This is a genomic window from Streptomyces sp. NBC_01431 (assembly GCF_036231355.1).
In the GTDB taxonomy this organism is placed as follows: domain Bacteria; phylum Actinomycetota; class Actinomycetes; order Streptomycetales; family Streptomycetaceae; genus Streptomyces.
This window is the reverse complement of the sequence record NZ_CP109497.1, coordinates 327,019-344,307: the sequence shown is the minus strand read 5'-3', so window position 1 is coordinate 344,307 and position 17,289 is coordinate 327,019. Positions and strand designations below refer to the sequence as shown.

The following is a 17,289-nucleotide window of genomic DNA, read 5'->3' as shown; positions in this document are numbered from 1 at the left end:
TAACGGAGGCATCCCCCGGCCGCCGCGCCTCGTCCTGCCAGGTGACCAGGGACCGGCGAGGAACTGCGGCGAAAAGAGGCGGACATGGCACGGCACGGCGGGCGGGGTTGGTACGGCAAACTGGTCGGGGCGGCGCTCGGGGTGACGATCCTGGCCACCGGTGCCTCGGTGTGGACCGCCCAGGCCGGAACCGCGGGCCACGCGTCACCCAGGGCGAACGGGTCGGCCACGCCGGACATGGACGTCAAGCCGGTCGCGGACACCATCACGCACGCCTCGGACGCGGGGACACACGGCGTCAACATCACCATCGACGACGGCCCGGACCCCGTGTGGACCCCCCAAGTACTCGACCTGCTGCGGGAGTTCGGGGTGAAGGCCACGTTCTGCATGGTGGGCACCCAGGCGCAGGCCCACCCGGACCTCGTGAAGAAGGTGGTCGCGGCCGGGCATCGCCTGTGCGACCACTCGGTGTCGCACAACACCTCCATGGACAAAGCCTCCCAGGCCTACCAGTCACAGCAGATACTCGACGCCGAACGCATGATCACCCAAGCGTCCGGGGGCGTACGGCCGATGTACTACCGGGCACCCGGCGGCGCGTTCACCCCCTACAGCCGCCAGCTCGCCGCATCCCGGGGCATGCGTCCGCTGGGCTGGAACGTGGACAGCAAGGACTTCGAGCGGCCGGGCACGAACGTCATCGTCGCCACCGTCGAACGGGAGCTGCCCAGCGGACCGACCATCCTCTTCCATGACGCGGGCGGCAACCGCAGCCAGACCATCGAAGCCCTCCGCCGGCTCCTCCCCGAGCTCAAAGCGCAGGGCCACACCTTCGGTTTCCCGGTGCGGTGAACTCCTCACGGCGGTGGGTGCCGCTACGTGCCCGGGGCGTTGAGCCGGTAGCCCACGCCGCGCACGGTCTCGATCAGCGCGGGCACGCCCAGCTTGGCTCGCAGGGACGCCACATGCGTCTCCAGAACGCGCCCGGTCTCCTCCCAACTGGCGCGCCACACCCCGCTGATGATCTGTTCCCGCCGAACCACCACGCCGGGGCGTTGCGCGAGCAGTGCCAGTAGATCGAACTCCTTGCGGGTCAGCTGGACGACCGAACCGTCCACGCTGACCCGGCGGGTGGGCAGTTCGATCTCCACCGGGCCAAGGAGCAGCACGGTCTCGCCCGCTCCAGGGGCGCTCGCGTGGGCGGTGCGCCGGCTGACCGCGTGGATACGGGCGAGCAGTTCCCCGGTGTCGTACGGCTTCACCACGTACTCGTCGGCTCCCAGGCTGAGGCCGTGGATCCGGGACCCCATATCGGATCGCGCGCCGACCATGATCACCACGGCGCCGGTGTGCTCGCGGATCCTGCGCCCGGCGGTCCGCGCCTCGCCCTGACCGCCCGGCCGCCGAACAGCGCGGGCCAGCACCGGGTTGGCCAGTGGGCCGCTGCGCCGAGAGCGAGGGCGGGCGCCGCGGTCGGCGGCGACGCCAGTCGGCAGCCGGCGTCGAGGACGACCGCCGACAGGCCCCGCGGCACCGCACGGCGCCACCACCGCTCCCCGGCCACCAGCCCCGCGTTATCAACCCACTTGCTCCTCCACCAGCTGCTCCTCGATCAGATCCGCGGCCCGGCGGGCGCCGCCCTCGGCGCGCACCTCGGCCCACAGCCATGCCGAGCGCGCGGCGACCTGTGAATCGCCGATGAGTTCCATCAGTGCCGTACGCAGCGCCGCCGCCGAGATGTCCGCGGTATCGACACGGCGGGCCACACCCAGTTCGACCAGCCGGTCGGCGTGGAAGGCCTCCTCGGCGTTCTGCGACAGCGCGATCATCGGCACACCGGCGTACAGGCCCTCACTGCTGCTGCCGATCCCGGCCTGCGTCACATACGCGTCCGCCTGCTCCAGGATCGCCAACTGGGCTGTCTGCGAATGCACTTCGAAGTTGGGCGGAATCCGGTCTCCCAGCTCGGCCGGATCGATGTCGCTGCCGATCTGCAACACCACGCGCCACCCCGGAAGATCCGCGAAGGCCGCGGCACACTGCTGGTAGAACGACGGCTGCCGGGTGTACGCCGAACTCAGCGACACCAGCAGCACCTTCTCCGCGCCGTCCGGGCGCGCCCACTTGCCTTCCTCCTCAGCGGCGGCGCGGCACGGGCCGACGAACGTCACCGCATCGGCGTCGACCCGGTCGGCGTACGGCTGCATGGCGCGCGGGATCATGGCCAGCACTCGCCGCGGCCGGCCGGTGAACTCCTCCACGTTCGTGGTCACCGCACCGCACCGGTCCAGCCAGGCGGCGAACCGCTCTCGGTAGGCGGGCCCTCCGGGCAGCGCGGCGAGCGCCGCGCCGATCTCCTCCTGGGCCCCGCCCCAGGCCACATGTGCCGGGGACAGCTGGATGAGGGCGCGGCCCTGCGCCTCGGCCAGCGCGCGGCCCGCGTACGCGCCGACGTCGTAGAGGTAGACGTGGGCGGGATCGTCGTCGTACGCGGCGTGCAGTTGCGGCAGTACGGCCATCGCCTCGTCGAGGAAGAGCGAAGCGGCGGCGATGGGGTCCTGCGGCCAGTCGCTGCCGTCGACCGGGAGAGTGGAGGTGATGGGGACCAGTTCGGCGCCGGTGGGGGCGATCAGCTCGGCGGTGTGCCGGGCGTTGGCGTACGACACACGATGACCACGGGCCACCAGCTCACGGATGATCTCCAGGCTGGGCAGCACATGGCTGACCACAGGGGTGCCAATCATGGCGATATGGGCAGGACGGTACATGTCGGCACTTCCTTGAAATAGGGGGCTACAGCAGGAAAACGCCGAAGCGTGCACTTGGGCAACGCGGCAGTGCGCAACAGAGCAACGCGGGCGGAGCGCCCCAGGCGCACCTGCGCGGGCAGTCGCGCTCCCACAGCGCGTGTCGCGCCGCCGCCGCGCCGCCGCCGCAAAGATTTGAACCCGTTCAACTTTGATGAGAGCATGCACTGTTCAGCGTCAACAACAGGGCAACAGCGGGGGGGCGACGATCACCCTGGGGGCCCGCGCATCGGTTCGGCCCGGCGGCTGCGCCTTCGCCGAGGTGAAGTAGCGTCAGCGGCATGAACATGCCGCCTTCGCCGCCGCAGCCGGGTCCCTACGGTCCGCAGTCCCAAGGCCCGTACGGCGCCCCGCCATCCGGGCCGCCGGCGCCCGGCCCCTATGGGGCGCAGCAGCCCTGGCCGCAGCAGCCGTTCCCCCAGCAGGGCTTCCCCCAGCAGCCGTTCCCGCAGCAGGGCTTCCCCCAGCAGCAGGGGTGGGGAATGCCGCCGATGGGGCCGCCGCCGCGCAAGAACCGGACCGGGATGGTCATCGGCATCATCGCCGTCGCGCTGGTGGTGCTGGGCGGGCTGGGATTCGCCGTGACCAAGCTCCTCGGCACGGCCGGCGGCTTCCCCGAGGCCAAGTACCGTCTCACCGTCCCGCAGACGATCCTGAACGGGCAGTACACACTGGCGCAGGACCTGTCCGAGAAGGGCCGGGAGAGCCTCAAGAACACCTCCCAGGCGGACATCCGCGATCCGCAGCCGGCCATGGGGCAGTACTCGGGGGCCAAGGGCGACGGCACGTCGATGGTCCTGTCCGGCATCTACGGCAGGGTGAAGGCCCCGGAGCGGGAACGCGACAGCATGCTGCGGGGCGCCCGGGAAGCGGACGGCGCCACCATCGTGATGCAGCCCAAGGACGCCACTCCCGCCGGCTCGGACGTCCGGATCTTCTGCCAGGTGCTGTCCAAGACGCAGGGCGCCCTCAGCGTCACGTTCCCGATGTGCGCCTGGGGCGACAGCAACACCGTCGGAAGCGTGGGGGTCGTCAGCCCCGCGTCACTCGGGCAGAAGCCCACCGACGTCGATGTCGCCGCCGCGGCCGAACTGACCGTCAAGGTACGCAACGAGGTCCGCAAGCCGATCGGCTGAGGATCAAGCGCGCGCCCTCTGGCTGCGGGCCTCGTCCCCGCTCTCACTGAATTCAGGGCTGGTTCTCGGCCCGAGACGGCCGAACGGGGCCGGTGCGTATGTGCGCCCGTACCCCTTGCAGGCCGAACAGGACGAGGAGTTCGACCGCACCGCCGTCGGCGCTGCCCAGCCAGTGGGGCAACGACGTGTCGAATTCGGCTGCCTCACCGGGCGGCAACGTCAGGTCGCGCTCGCCAGTGACGAGCCGCAGACGTCCGTTGAGCACGTAGAGCCATTCGAACCCTTCGTGAGTCTGCGGGGACGGCTCCAGTGGTTCCGGCCGGGCGGGGATGATCATCTTGAACGCGTGCACCCCGCCAGGCCGACGGGACAGCGGCACGAAGGTCATCCCGAACCGTCTGATCGGCTTGAGGTGTATACGGGGATCGCCCGTGCGCGGAGCGCCGACCAGGTCGTCCAACGGAACGTCATAGGTACGCGCCAGCGGCAGCAGCAGTTCCAGGCTCGGCCGACGCAGCCCGCTCTCCAGCCGCGACAGCGTGCTTTCCGACACTCCGGTCGTCGCCGCGAGGTCGGCGAGAGTGATGCCGCGGTCACGACGCAGCGCACGAAGGCGCGGCCCCACCGCGCCGAGTACTTCCTCGTCCTCCAACTCGCCACCCATCAGGCCATCTTGCCGTAACCGCAAGATTCCGTGCCAGGTCGTGAAGACCTGGCGAGACTGAGGGCCACCGACACAGGGAGCCCTGATGGACACCATCGACACGGCCGCGTTCTGGGACGGCGTCTACGCGGACCGACCGCCAGCCGACGCCCCGCAGCCCAATGCCCGCCTCACCGAGACGGTGGCGGGGCTGCCGCCGGGTGACGCGTTGGACCTCGGATGTGGCAATGGCGGCGACGCTCTGTGGCTCGCCCGCCAGGGATGGCACGTCACCGCCGTCGACATCTCGGCCGTGGCCGTCGCACAGCTCGCCGTCCTCGCTCGCTCACACAACCTGGGAGACCATGTCAGGCCCATGCGGGCCGACTTGCACACGTCGTTCCCGCCCGGCGCGTTCGACCTGATCTGCGCCCACTACCTGCACACGCTCTTTGACCTGGACCGGACCACCGTCCTGCGCTCGGCAGCGTACGCACTGCGCCCCGGCGGGCGCCTGCTGGTGGTCGACCACGGCTCGACCGCGCCGTGGTCGTGGAACCAGGATCCGGCCATCCGCCCGCCGGAACCGCGGGACGTCGCCGCGGGTATGGCGCTGGCTGCCGAGACGTGGACGGTCGAGCGGGCCGACGCACCCCGCCGGATCGCGACCGGCCCGGACGGGCGCACCGCCGAGGTCACCGACCACGTCATCCTCATCCGCCGCACCGGCTGACCCCCTAGGCCGGTCCTCGGCATTCAGCAGACGAAGGGAGACCACATGTCCAGCCCCGCCCGCCGCAACCGACGCCGCGACACCCCGCCGCCCCGGACCGGGAGCGACGAGAGCGAGGTCCTGCGCGGATTCCTCGACTACCTCCGAACATCGATCGCCGCGAAGGTGGACGGCGCCCCCGAACCGCAGGCGCGAACCGCCGCGGTGCGCTCGGGCACGAACCTGCTCGGCCTGCTCCATCACCTGACGTGCGTCGAGCGCTCGATGTTCCTCGGGGACGATGTCACCGACTGGCAGGCGACGTTCCGTGCCGCACCGGCGGACAGCGTGGCCGATGTCGTGGCCCGCTACCGGAGCACGGTCGAGGCCGCCAACGGCGTCCTCGACGGATGCACCGATCTCGGCGCACCGGTCCCCCGGCCGCGGCCGGGCCGTCCCGCTCCCAGCATCCGCTGGGCACTCACCCACATGATCGAGGAGACCGGCCGGCACGCGGGCCACGTCGACATCCTCCGAGAACTCATCGACGGTACGACCGGCCGCTGACCCACCGATCACTGGCACCAGTTCGTAGCAACGAGCGCTGGCTGGCTGCCTGGCTGGGCAAGCCTGCGCGGGACTGCCGGGGCTGCCGGGGCTGCCGGGGCTGCCGGGGCTGCCGGGGCTGCCGGGCCCGTACTACGATGTGCCGCCTCATGAGGGCAATGGAGGAGGGGCCTGTTCGGCGTGTTGGGGTCGCCGCCCCGGGCAGGTCGGTGACCTTGGAGTGCACGTAATCTGGTGTCGACCTGGCGCCGCCGGGTGATGGATCTGCTCGAACGTCCGGTGCCGCCATGCGAATCCGGCCCCCGGCTCGTTCCGAGGTCTGTCTGCTGCTCCCCGTTCAGCAAAAGAAGGCAGCCCGACCCGATGGTTTCGCGCTTCAAACGCCCCCGCGTCCTCGCCCTCAGTGTCGCGCTCTGCCTCGCCGCGGCGGGAGCCGTCTGGTACGCGCTGCCTTCGAACGGAGACGGGCCCGGCCCGGTCACCATCCGGGTCGACCAGGGCGGCTACGGCAGCGCCGAGCACAAGGTCGCCTTCGCGATGGGCCCGGACGACAAGCTGGCCGGGGCGCGGTTCGAGGTGGTCGACGAGGCCGGGCGGGCGGTCCTCACCGGGGGGCCCGGAGCCCGCACCGGCGCGTGGAACAGCGCGTACGACTCCATACGCACCCTCGACCTGTCCGCTCTCACCGCGGCCGGCAGCTACCGGCTGCGCCTGACCGGCACCGCCGAGGCCACCTCACCTCGCTTCACGGTGGCTCCGGCGAGCGAGCTGATGAAGAACCTGGCCGCTGACAACGTCCGCTTCTTCCAGGCGCAGCGTGACGGTGCCGACATCGTCCCCGGCGCCCTCGGGCGCAAGCCCGCACACCTCACGGACGGCTCGGCGAGCGTGTACGCCGCGCCCAAGTACAACGGGGACGGCACCGAGCTGACCGCGCCGCTGCGGCGGGTCGGTGGCCCCGTCGATGTGTCGGGGGGCTGGTTCGACGCGGGGGACTACCTCAAGTTCACCCACACCGCCTCCTACGCGACGGCCGAACTGCTCCTGGCTCAGAGGGCGTTGCCCGCCACACCCGGCCTTGCGGCCGAGGCCCGGCACGGGCTGTCCTGGCTCGACAAGATGTGGGACGGCCACACCCGGACGCTTTACGCGCAGGTCGGCATAGGCGCCGGCACCAAGGACCTGCACAGCGACCACGATGTGTGGCGTCTGCCGGAGGCCGACGACGCGCTGAAAGTGCGTGCCGGTGACACGGACCAGTTCGTCAAGTTCCGCCCGGTCTTCCGCGCCAACGAGCCCGGCGCGCCCATCAGCCCCAACCTCGCGGGCCGGGTCGCGGCCGCCTTCGCGTTGGCCGCGCAGACCGATGCGGCGAATGATCCGGCCAGTGCCCGGCAGTGGCTGGAGAAGGCCGCCGCCGTCTATGGCCAGGCCGACACACATAACCCCCGCCAACTGGTCACCACCTTCCCACCCGCTTTCTACTCCGAGGACTCCTGGCAGGACGACATGGAGTTCGGAGCCGTCGAACTGGCCCTGGCGGCAAAGGCGTTGGGGGACGGCCGGGCCGGAGGCTGGCAGACCCAGGCCGCAGACTGGGCGCGTGCCTACCTGGCCTCGGGCAACCTCGGAACACTCGGCATCTCCGACGTGAGCGCGCTGGCCCACGCGGACCTGCTGCGCCTTGGCCCATCGAACGCCGTCGCCGCGGATCTGCGCAGGCAACTCACCGACGGTGAGCGCCGCGCCGCGAAGGACCCGTTCCGGGCCGGCGCGGTCTATACGGACTTCGACGCCGTACCGCACACCTTCGGCCTGGTGGCCACAGCGGTCCTCTACGCGAAAGCGACCGGCGACCACCACTACGACGCCTTCGCCGGACAGCAGCGCGGCTGGGCGCTGGGCGCCAACGCCTGGGGCACCAGCTTCATGATCGGTACGGGGGAACTGTTCCCGCACTGCCCCGCCCACCAGGTGGCGAATCTGGCGGGCAGCCTCACCGGCCGCGGCGCGGTGTTGCGCGGCGCGGTGGTCAACGGGCCCAACGGAGCCAAGAAGCTCTCCGGTGACGGCGAGACCCTGGAATCGACGCGCGCCTGTGCGGCGGGCACCGCCGACTGGAAGCGGTTCGACGGCAAGGGCGCCCGCTACGTCGACCAGGTGGGAGCCTGGCAGACGGTCGAGCCCGCCGACGACTTCACCTCGACGGCCCTGCTCGCCTTCGCCCTGTCCGCGGCGTAACCGGAGAACCGCCTCGCGAGCCGCCCGGCCCCCGTCCCCAGGTCCGGCTTTCCCGGGGCGAGGTCCGGCGCAGGCTCCCGGCGCATGAGTGAAGGTGGATCGTGGACCTGCTGCAGTTGCGTTACTTCCAGGCCGTCGCCCGCTACGAGCACATCAGCCGTGCCGCGGAGGAACTGCGGGTCGCCCAGCCCTCCCTCAGCCGCACCATCGCGCGTCTGGAGGCCGATCTCGGTACCCCGCTCTTCGACCGGCGGGGCCGCCGTATCCGGCTCAATCAATACGGTGCGATGTTCCTGCGCCATGTCGACCGCGCCCTGAGCGAGCTCGACGACGGGCGGCGGGCCGTCCGTGAAGCCCGTGCCACCGGGCTCGGCCGGGTCAGTGTCGCCTCCGAGACCCTCCTGACCATCACCCATCTCCTCGGCAGCTTCCGGGCCGCCTATCCCCGCGCCGAGGCCCGGCTCTTCCAGTCGAACGCGCCGGAGATGGACCGCCAGCTACGCGCCGGCGAGGTCGACTTCTGCGTCGCCTCCCAGCAGCTGACGGGCGAGAACCTCGCATCGGTCGAGCTCGCCCGCGAGGACGTGCTGCTGGCGGTTCCGCCCGGCCACTGGCTCGCCGGACGCGACAGCGTGACGATCCCCGAACTCGCCGACGAACCCTTCGTCACCACCCGCCCCGGTCACTGGCAACGGGCGCTGCTTGAGAGGCTGTTCACCTCCGAAGGGCTCACACCGCTGGTGTCCTGCGAGGGCGACGAGCCCGGTGCCAGCCAGGACATGATCAACGCCGGCCTCGGCATCGGCCTCATCCCGACGATGTCCCGCCTGGCCGGTACGGAGGCCCGCGCCCAGGTCGCCTGGGTACACGTGAACGCGCCCGACTGTCACCGGATACTCACCCTGGTGTGGAACCGCGAGACCCACCTCTCGGACGCCGCCCTGAAATTCCGGGAGTTCACCACCAGCAGGCCCTTCACGAGCCACCGCCTGCCGGAACGGCGCCGCGAACGCGACGACGACCACCTGCCCTAGGCTCCGCCCACTGGACGCATGTCTCGACGCCGCCCACCCGTCCCGGGCCCTGGGCCGGCAGCGGTTCGAACCGTTCCCCTCGGCCTCCGGTCCGCCTGCCTAGGCGCGCGCGGTCACGGCCTTGAGCTCGTCCAGCAGTTCCCGCATCAACTGCGACATCTCGCGTTCCTCGGACGCCGTGATCCAGAGTTCGAAGCCGATCTTGAAGACGGCGACTCCCGCTTCGGCGGTCAGGCTCGCGGCCGGGTCCGTGACGCCTCGTCGGCGCAGGGCGTCGGCGAGCGCGGACGCGATCGAGGCGAGTTTGATCAGCTCGCGTTCCTGGAGTTCCGCGTTGGCCGCGATGACGGACTGGCGCCGGCGCGATTGCTCACGGCGTCCGGCGAACATCTCGGAGACCGCGTTGAGCCCCGCCGCCATCGCGTCGATCGGCGCGGCGGACTGCGGAGCCTCGGCGACCGCGGTCACGAACAGGTCCCGCAACGCACCCGCACCGGCGAACAGCACCTCGCGCTTGTCGGCGTAGTGCCGGAAGAAGGTGCGCTCGGTGAGGCCGGCCCGTTTGGCGATCTCCGCCACCGGCGTCTGCTCGTAGCCGCGCTCGCTGTAGAGCTCCAGCGCCGCCTCCGTCAGCCGTTCGCGCGCGTTCGGCTCCCATCTACCCATGCGGAGATCCTACGCGATGACAGTGACTGACATCAGGTGCTACGGTTGATGACAGTCACTGACATCGACAGTTTGGGGCGTTTCCCATGCGCATCTTCGTAACCGGCGCGTCCGGCTGGCTCGGCTCCGCGGTCGTACCCGCACTCTTCGACGCGGGGCACCAAGTCGTCGGGCTCGCCCGATCGGACGCCTCCGCCGTCGCACTCAAGGCGGCCGGGGCGGAGGTCGTCCGCGGCACCGTCGACGACCTCACCGTGCTGCGGGACGCGGCCGCCGCGTCGGACGGGGTGATCCACCTCGCCTTCAAGCACGACATCGCCTTCAGCGGCGACTACCAGGGCGCTGCCGAAGCCGATCGCCGCGCCGTCGACACCTTCGGCGACGCGCTCGCCGGCACCGACCGCCCGTTCGTCCTGGCCTCGGGCATGATCGGCCTGGCACCCGGGCGGGTGGCGACCGAGCGGGACACGGCCACGATCGACGGATCACCGTTCTTGATGCGAGCGGCCACCGCCCAGGCGGCGGTCGCCCTCGCCTCGCGCGGCGTACGCAGCTCCGTGGTGCGGCTCTCCCCGACCTGCCACGGCGACGGCGACAACGGCTTCATGCCGATGCTGGTCGCCACCGCCCGCGCCAAGGGTGTCTCCGGTTACCTCGGCGACGGCAGCAACCGCTGGCCGGCCGTCCATCGCCTCGACGCCGCACGACTGTTCCGGCTGGCGGTCGAGAAGGCGCCCGCAGGATCCGTACTGCACGGCGTCGCGGAGGAGGGCGTCACGATCCGCGACGTCGCAGAGGTCATCGGCCGCCACCTCGACGTGCCGGTGGCCTCCGTGGCACCCGAGGCCGCAGCCGAGCACTTCACCTGGCTGAGCGGCCTGGTCGGCTTCGACTCGCCCGCGTCGAGCGCCCTGACCCGCGAGCTGCTGGACTGGCAACCCACCCTCCCCGGCCTCCTCGAAGACCTCGACCAGGGGCACTACTTCCACACCTCCGCCACCGGCGTCTGACCCGAGAAACAGGAGAGGAGCGAGAGCGGGCCCGACCGAGGGCCGGATCCCAACTCCTGCTGAATTGGCGGTAGTTGGGGCGATGGTGCGACGCTCCGGCCCGGTACCGGCCCCTGACCGGCCGCGAACGCCCGAGCGGCGGCCCGGCGAGCGCCACGGGCTGCCGTGATCGTCCGGTGGGCCGCCGCCACCCCGTCGAGTACGGCCCGTGGCACGGCCCGCCGGAGCGATCCGGCCGCGCCGGCAGCCCGCCTCGCCGAGGACAACGCCGGTATCCAGACCGCCCGACGGACGTTGCCGGGTCGTCGGGTCCGGACCCCTCAGGAGAGGAGGCCGCCCAGTTCTTCGTTGATCGCCTCGCGCAACGCGTCGTGTTGCGGACCAAGGGCGTACCGCTGATCGCTCCACCGCTCGCGCGGATACAGCCACACCGGTCGGCTCACGAGATCGGACGGCTCCCAGTCGAACCGCGGCCATACGTGCGCGTGCAGGAACGCGTCGGCGTTCCCCAGGATCTCCAGGTTGACCCGCCGGAACGCCGGGTCGAGCCGCGTGCAGGCGCGTTCGACGGCCTCACCCAGCGCGTCCATGTCGGAGAGAAACGCCAGGCGCTTGCTCTTCGGAAGCTCCGACAGCCGCTGCACCGAGGGATCGTCGACCAGGAGCACCGAGTACCCCGGCAGGAACTGGACGTCCCCGATCACCGCGAATCCCGCGTTCAGCTTGCGGAGCACCGCAGGGTTCTCGCCCCGAAGGGCACTGCCGATCCGGTCGTTGCGCCAGTCATCAGTCATGATCGGCGACCCTACCCAACATCAAGCAGCGCCTCAGGTGTTGACAACCGGCAGCGCTTGCGTCCGGCGACGCGGTCATCGCAGGAAGAGCCAGGAGCGGGGCGAACAGCTTCCCGGTGCGGGGCCGGCCCAGCGCGCGGGGCGGCGCGGGTCGACCGCGGGGCTCTGGGCGGCGCGTGAATTGCGGGCGCGTGCGACCAACACCGCTGATATCGCAGCCAGTTCCTCACCCGTCGGGTTCCCCCGGTCGACCCGGATGAGCACGTGAGCGGGCGGGCCCGCGAGGGTGGGGGCTTCGGGGTCCGCGGCCCCTTCGGCTCCGGTTGCGATGTCACTCATACCGGCTGGTTCCCATGCTTGCGCACCGGGAGCGGCGCATGCTTCTCGCGCAGCATGTCCAGTGAACGGATGAGGATCCGTCTGGTCTCGGCAGGGTCGATGACGTCGTCGACCAGACCCGACTCGGCCGCGTAGTAGGGATGCATCAGCTCGGTCTTGTACTCCTTGACGAGCTGGGCGCGGGTGCTCTCCGGGTCGTCCGCCGCGGCTATCTGACGTCGGAACACCACATTGGCGGCGCCCTCGGCGCCCATGACCGCGATCTCGTTGGCGGGCCAGGCGTAGGAGAGGTCGGCGCCGATCGAGCGGGAGTCCATCACGATGTACGCGCCGCCGTAAGCCTTGCGCAGCACGACCGAGATCCTGGGCACCGTCGCGTTGCAGTACGCGTAGAGGAGCTTGGCACCGTGCCGGATGATCCCGCCGTGCTCCTGCTCCACGCCCGGCAGGAAACCGGGCACATCCACGAGCGTGACCAGCGGAATGTTGAACGAGTCGCAGAACTGGACGAAGCGTGCGGCCTTTTCCGAGGAGTGAATGTCGAGGGCACCGGCGAGCGACCGCGGCTGGTTGGCGACGATGCCGACCACCTGGCCGCCGAGTCGGGCCAGGGTGCAGATGACGTTGATCGCCCAGCGCTCGTGGACCTCCATGTGCTCGCCACCGTCGACGAGTTCCTCGATCACCTGGCGCATGTCGTAGGGCCGGCTGCCGTCGGTGGGGACCAGGTCGTGCAGGACATCGCAGCGGCGGTCCACCGGGTCGGTGGCGGAAACGGCGGGCGGGGCCTGGCGGTTGTTGTCCGGCAGCATCGACAGCAGATAGCGGACATCCGCCAGGCAGGTCTCCTCGTCGTCGTACGCGAAGTGTGCCACTCCACTCATCTCGGCGTGCACATCGGCGCCGCCGAGGCCGTTCTGGGAGATCTGCTCGCCCGTCACGGCGCGGACCACGTCGGGGCCGGTGATGAACATCTGCGAGGTGTCGCGGACCATGAAGACGAAGTCGGTCAGCGCCGGGCTGTAGGCCGCCCCGCCGGCGCACGGGCCGAGCATCACGCTGATCTGCGGAATGCTCCCGGATGCCCTGGTGTTCCGCTCGAAGATGCCGCCGTAACCGGCCAGCGCCGAGACGCCTTCCTGGATCCGGGCGCCCGCACCGTCGTTGAGGCTCACCAGCGGGGCACCGGCCGCCAGGGCCATGTCCATGATCTTGTGGATCTTCGTGGCGTGGGCCTCGCCCAGCGCGCCGCCGAAGATCCGGAAGTCGTGGGCGTACGTGAAGACCGTGCGGCCGTGCACCGTGCCCCAGCCGGTCACGGCCCCGTCGGTGTACGGCCGCTTGTCCTCCAGCCCGAACCCGGTCGCCCGGTGCCGGCGCAGCGCTTCGACCTCCTGGAACGAACCCTCGTCGAAGAGCAGCGCGATCCGCTCTCGGGCCGTCAGTTTCCCCTTGGCGTGCTGCTGTTCGGTGGCTTTGGCGCTGCCGCGCTCGACCTCGTCCTTGATGCCCCGCAGCTCGACCGTGCGCTCACGCATGGTGCCTGTGTCCAGTGTCAAGAGTCGTTCCCCCATCGTGGGCCGCGCGAGCGTGTCTTGGGCGCCCGGAGCATCCGTGTCTGATGTCGGCTACTGCTTGCGAGAAGCCACGAAGTCGCAGAGTCCGTCGAGGGCCCGCCGCGGCGGCCCTACGGGCAGTTCGGCCAGGGCCGAACGAGCCTTGGCCAGGTGCTCGTTCATGATCGCGCCGGCCCGGTCCATCGCCCGTGACTCCTGGAGCAGGGCCAGTGCCCTGCGCCGGCTCTCGCCCCGTAGCCCCTCCGGACCGGCGAGCAGGGCGCGCAGTTCGTCGTTGCGGGGATCGGCGTCGCTCAGCACGAGCAGGACCGGGAGGCTTGAGACGCCGACCGCGAGGTCCTTTCCCTGCTCCTTGCCCAGGAGTGAAGGGGAGGAGGTGATGTCGATCAGGTCGTCGGAGATCTGGAACGCGACGCCGAGGTGCTCGCCGTACTCCGCGAGAACCTCTCCGACGTGAGCGGGCGCGCCCGATTGCAATGCTCCCAGCCGCAGCGAGAAGGAGATCAGGGCCGCCGACTTGTCGGAGATGACGCCGAAGTAGTGGGAAAGCCGGTCCTCAGGGCGCGCCGGGCCTGCGAGTTCCTGTATCTGGCCGAGTATCAGCCGCTCCGAGGCCTCGGCCTGAAGCGGAACCGCCGAGGCGTCCAGGCCTGCTGAGAGTTGGGCGGCCCTGGCCAGCAGCCAGTTGCCCGCCTTGACCGCGACGGAGTTGCCCCATTGCGCGTTGACGCTGGGGACGCCGTGGCGGATGGCGGCCCGGTCCATCACGTCGTCGTGGTGGAGCGAAGCGGTGTGGACCAGCTCGGCGACCACGGCGGCGTCGATGACGCCCGGGGCCGAGGAGTCGCCGAACTCGGCGGCGATCAGCGTGAGAAGCGGGCGCATCCGTTTGCCGCCCGCCGCGACGAGGTGGCCGACGATCTCGGTGACGCGAGGGTCTGCCGCACGCCCGGCGCAGTCCTCCAGGCGTGCTTCGACCAGCTCCAGATTTCGGAGCAGTCTGCGCTCCAGTTTCTTTTCCGGCACGGTGAGCCGGGAAAAGAGCGACCGTCCTCGCATTTTTGCCGTCAGCGCGGCCATCCGCTCTCCTCCGGGTCGCTTTCCCCACGGCCGTGGCACTCCATGCTGGAGCGTAGAAACGTCCTGCCGGACCGGGCCAGGAATTCGGTGAGGCCTGTCCGCAAGAGGACACCTGGTGTGTCCGCTCCGCGCGTACCGCAGGGGAATTTCTGAATTCCTGTCAACAACCTGACAGAGCCGGCGGTCCGGGCGGTCAGCCCGCGGGGGATGGCCGAGACTGTCGGGCAGGCCGGGTTCCAGGCTTGCAGGAGCGGTCTGTCCGGCGCATCCCCCGAGGTGGGGAGTCAACTCTCCCCCGTGCGGCGGAGGCGCCTCAGCCCGAGGTCCGAAATTCTCGGCCGCACGTTGCACGGACGGAATTTGGCCCCGTAGCGTTCAGAGTCGCCGTTCCTGGGGCTCTCCGCAAGGGCCGTCGACATAAATGTCGTGTTCTTGAAATCCCTTGAGCCCCTTGGAAGTTCTCGGACATTCGACAGGGCATGGCGAACAACACAAAAACCCATTCAGAAGGAGCGTCATGTTCGGACGGATAGGACGGTTCTCCGTCAACCGGCCCTGGCTGACCATCGTGGCTTGGATCATCGCGGCGGTCGCCCTGGCCGCGCTGGCCCCCGAGCTCAAATCCAGTACCGACCAGGCAGACTTCCTTCCCTCGCACTACGAGTCGGTCCAGGTCGGGAAGATCCAGGAGCGGGCCTTCCCCCAGCAGGAGACCGCGACCGCCATCGTGGTCTTCCAGCGCACCGACGGGGCACCTCTTTCGGGGGCCGACAAGGCCGACGTCGGCAAGATCACCGGCGCGCTGAACGCCAAGAAGTACGACACCTTCAAGTCCGTGCAGACCAGCCCGGAGGCCGTCTCCCAGGACGGCAAGATCGCGCTGGCCAATGTCTTCTCCACCGAGAAGGACCCCGGTGACAAGGCCGGCGACTCGGTCAAGAGCATGCGCGCGGACGGCAAGACGCTCCTCAAGGGCACCTCGCTGAAGATGGCCGTCACCGGCCCCTCGGCGACCAACGTCGACGCGGCCGACTCGGCCGGCAACACCGACGCCATGATCATGATGGCCACGCTGCTGCTGATCGTCGTTCTGCTCGGCGCCATCTTCCGCAGCCCGCTCATCGCGATCCTGCCGGTCCTCATGATCATGCTGATGTTCATGATGGCCAACGGCCTGATCTCGACCGCCAGCAAGCTCTTCGGGCTCAAGGCCGACAGCGGCAACACCGCGATCCTGATCGTCGTGCTCTTCGGTGTCGGTACCGACTACATGCTGTTCCTGCTGTTCCGCTACCGGGAGTACCTGCGGGCCGGCCAGGAGCCCAAGCAGGCCCTGATCGACTCCGTCACCCGGGTCGGCGAGACCATCGCGTCCGCTGCCAGCGCGGTGATGGTCGCCTTCCTCGCCCTGACGCTCTCCACCATGGGCAGCCTCCAGGCCATGGGCCCGTCGCTGGCCATCTCGGTCGCCGTGACGCTCGTCGCCGCACTGACCTTGGTACCCGCCGTCTTCTCGCTCCTGGGCACCAAGGCGTTCTGGCCTTCCAAGGCGTGGAAGCGGGCGCCGCGGAACCGGGTGTCCAACGGCATCGGCAACCTGGTCGCCCGGCGCCCCGCGGCGGTCGCCGCCGTCTCTGCCGGACTGCTCGCCGTGCTCGCCGTCGGCGTGTTCGGCTTCAAGTCGGAGTTCGACCAGGAGAGTTCACTGCCCAAGTCGCTTGAGTCGGTGCAGGCCATGGCGGATCTGCAGAAGAGCTTCGCCGCGGGTGAGACCGACCCCAGCCAGGTGTACGTCGAGTCGCTGAGCGGGGCCAAGCTCGACAAGGCCGGGCTGGACTCGTACAAGGAGTCGCTGTCCAAGGTCGACGGCGTCGGTGAGGTCTCGCCCGCCCAGGTCAGCCCCAAGGGCGATGTCGCCCTGTTCAACGTGGTCCTGAAGTACCGGCCCGCCTCGGAGCAGGCCATTGATCTGGTCTCCGGCAAGCTGCGCGATGCCGCGCACACGAGCGCGCCCGAAGGCACCAGGGCGCTGGTGGGCGGCCAGACGGCGGTGCTCGCCGACATCGAGTCCGCGGTCAACCACGACTACAAGGTAGTCTTCCCGGTCGCCGGGCTCGCCATCATGATCATTCTGGGGCTGCTGCTGCGCAGCGCCGTGGCGCCGTTCTATCTGATGGTCGCCGTCGGCCTCGGCTTCACCGCCACGCTCGGCTCGACCGTCCTGCTCTTCCAGAACGTCAAGGGCGACCACGGCCTGCTCTTCATGCTGCCGATCATCGTGTACCTCTTCGTCGTCGCGATCGGCACCGACTACAACATCCTCATGGTGGCACGGCTGCGTGAGGAGATCCTGCACGGCAAGTCCCCGTCCGAAGCCGTACGGCTCGCCGTCTCGAAGTCGGCCCCGACCATTGGCTCCGCGGCCGTCATCCTGGCCGGCACCTTCGGCGTACTGATGCTGGCCGACAACTCGATGCTCCAGCAGATGGGGTTCGCGGTGGCGTTCGGAATCCTGTTGACGGCGTTCGTGATGGCGCTGCTCCTGGTGCCGACGGTGACCGCGCTGATCGGCCCGAAGGCCTGGTGGCCCGGACGCCGTCAGCAGCCGGTGCCGCAGTCTCCCGTCGCCGAGCCCGGCAAGGAGCCGGTGACCACCGGCAGCCACTCCTGACCCTCATCG

The 17,289-nt window shown here is 70.1% G+C and carries 16 protein-coding genes; 8 read left to right on the top strand and 8 right to left on the bottom strand.

All coding sequences use genetic code 11. The annotated features are described in order from the left end of the window. Window positions 1-84: 84 nt before the first annotated feature. The gene (locus tag OG522_RS38930; RefSeq protein ID WP_329468176.1) at window positions 85-855 is read left to right on the top strand and encodes a polysaccharide deacetylase family protein; all 771 of its coding nucleotides are present in this window, start codon (window positions 85-87) and stop codon (window positions 853-855) included. 23 nt (window positions 856-878) lie between these two features. On the opposite strand, the gene OG522_RS38925 is transcribed toward OG522_RS38930, so the two are convergent. After that, window positions 879-1,499, bottom strand: a complete 621-nt coding sequence (locus tag OG522_RS38925; RefSeq protein WP_443074880.1) for a response regulator transcription factor — start codon at window positions 1,497-1,499, stop codon at window positions 879-881. An 81-nt stretch (window positions 1,500-1,580) separates the two neighbouring features. Further along, entirely contained in the window at window positions 1,581-2,747 is a 1,167-nt protein-coding gene (locus tag OG522_RS38920; RefSeq protein WP_329468174.1) for a macrolide family glycosyltransferase, read from the bottom strand. Between the two features lie 344 nt (window positions 2,748-3,091). Here OG522_RS38920 and OG522_RS38915 point away from each other — a divergent pair, with 344 nt between their 5' ends. Beyond that, on the top strand, window positions 3,092-3,946 hold the full coding sequence (locus tag OG522_RS38915) for a hypothetical protein (RefSeq protein ID WP_329468173.1): 855 nt from the start codon (window positions 3,092-3,094) through the stop codon (window positions 3,944-3,946). Between the two features lie 52 nt (window positions 3,947-3,998). On the opposite strand, the gene OG522_RS38910 is transcribed toward OG522_RS38915, so the two are convergent. Next, window positions 3,999-4,610 (bottom strand): helix-turn-helix domain-containing protein, encoded by a 612-nt coding sequence (locus OG522_RS38910; RefSeq protein WP_329468172.1) that lies wholly within the window; start codon window positions 4,608-4,610, stop codon window positions 3,999-4,001. A gap of 85 nt (window positions 4,611-4,695) precedes the next feature. On the opposite strand from OG522_RS38910, the gene OG522_RS38905 reads away from it, so the two are divergent. The 4 genes from OG522_RS38905 (at window position 4,696) to OG522_RS38890 (ending at window position 9,143) form a co-directional block, all read left to right on the top strand. Next, window positions 4,696-5,322, top strand: a complete 627-nt coding sequence (locus OG522_RS38905; protein ID WP_329468171.1) for a class I SAM-dependent methyltransferase — start codon at window positions 4,696-4,698, stop codon at window positions 5,320-5,322. Between the two features lie 45 nt (window positions 5,323-5,367). Next, window positions 5,368-5,868 (top strand): DinB family protein, encoded by a 501-nt coding sequence (locus OG522_RS38900; protein ID WP_329468170.1) that lies wholly within the window; start codon window positions 5,368-5,370, stop codon window positions 5,866-5,868. Window positions 5,869-6,231: 363 nt separating this feature from the next. Next, window positions 6,232-8,109 (top strand): glycoside hydrolase family 9 protein, encoded by a 1,878-nt coding sequence (locus OG522_RS38895; RefSeq protein ID WP_329468169.1) that lies wholly within the window; start codon window positions 6,232-6,234, stop codon window positions 8,107-8,109. Window positions 8,110-8,210: 101 nt separating this feature from the next. Further along, window positions 8,211-9,143 (top strand): LysR family transcriptional regulator, encoded by a 933-nt coding sequence (locus OG522_RS38890; RefSeq protein WP_329468168.1) that lies wholly within the window; start codon window positions 8,211-8,213, stop codon window positions 9,141-9,143. 99 nt (window positions 9,144-9,242) lie between these two features. On the opposite strand, the gene OG522_RS38885 is transcribed toward OG522_RS38890, so the two are convergent. Next, a complete protein-coding gene (locus tag OG522_RS38885; protein WP_329468167.1) occupies window positions 9,243-9,809 on the bottom strand; it encodes a TetR/AcrR family transcriptional regulator in 567 nt (188 codons plus the stop codon). Window positions 9,810-9,895: 86 nt separating this feature from the next. Between OG522_RS38885 and OG522_RS38880 the strand changes: the two genes are divergently transcribed. Beyond that, window positions 9,896-10,819, top strand: coding sequence for an SDR family oxidoreductase (locus OG522_RS38880; RefSeq protein ID WP_329468166.1), 924 nt, complete (start codon window positions 9,896-9,898; stop codon window positions 10,817-10,819). 320 nt (window positions 10,820-11,139) lie between these two features. On the opposite strand, the gene OG522_RS38875 is transcribed toward OG522_RS38880, so the two are convergent. From OG522_RS38875 to OG522_RS38860, 4 genes are all read right to left on the bottom strand, one after another. Next, window positions 11,140-11,613, bottom strand: coding sequence for a diadenosine tetraphosphate hydrolase (locus OG522_RS38875; RefSeq protein ID WP_329468165.1), 474 nt, complete (start codon window positions 11,611-11,613; stop codon window positions 11,140-11,142). 75 nt (window positions 11,614-11,688) lie between these two features. Next, complete coding sequence (locus tag OG522_RS38870) at window positions 11,689-11,952, bottom strand: acyl-CoA carboxylase subunit epsilon (RefSeq protein ID WP_329468164.1); 264 nt, start codon at window positions 11,950-11,952, stop codon at window positions 11,689-11,691. After that, on the bottom strand, window positions 11,949-13,490 hold the full coding sequence (locus tag OG522_RS38865) for an acyl-CoA carboxylase subunit beta (RefSeq protein ID WP_329468163.1): 1,542 nt from the start codon (window positions 13,488-13,490) through the stop codon (window positions 11,949-11,951). The genes OG522_RS38870 and OG522_RS38865 overlap by 4 nt, the downstream gene beginning before the upstream one ends. A gap of 90 nt (window positions 13,491-13,580) precedes the next feature. Further along, window positions 13,581-14,609, bottom strand: a complete 1,029-nt coding sequence (locus tag OG522_RS38860; RefSeq protein ID WP_329468162.1) for a polyprenyl synthetase family protein — start codon at window positions 14,607-14,609, stop codon at window positions 13,581-13,583. 517 nt (window positions 14,610-15,126) lie between these two features. On the opposite strand from OG522_RS38860, the gene OG522_RS38855 reads away from it, so the two are divergent. After that, the gene (locus OG522_RS38855; RefSeq protein WP_329468161.1) at window positions 15,127-17,280 is read left to right on the top strand and encodes an MMPL family transporter; all 2,154 of its coding nucleotides are present in this window, start codon (window positions 15,127-15,129) and stop codon (window positions 17,278-17,280) included. Window positions 17,281-17,289 lie beyond the last annotated feature (9 nt).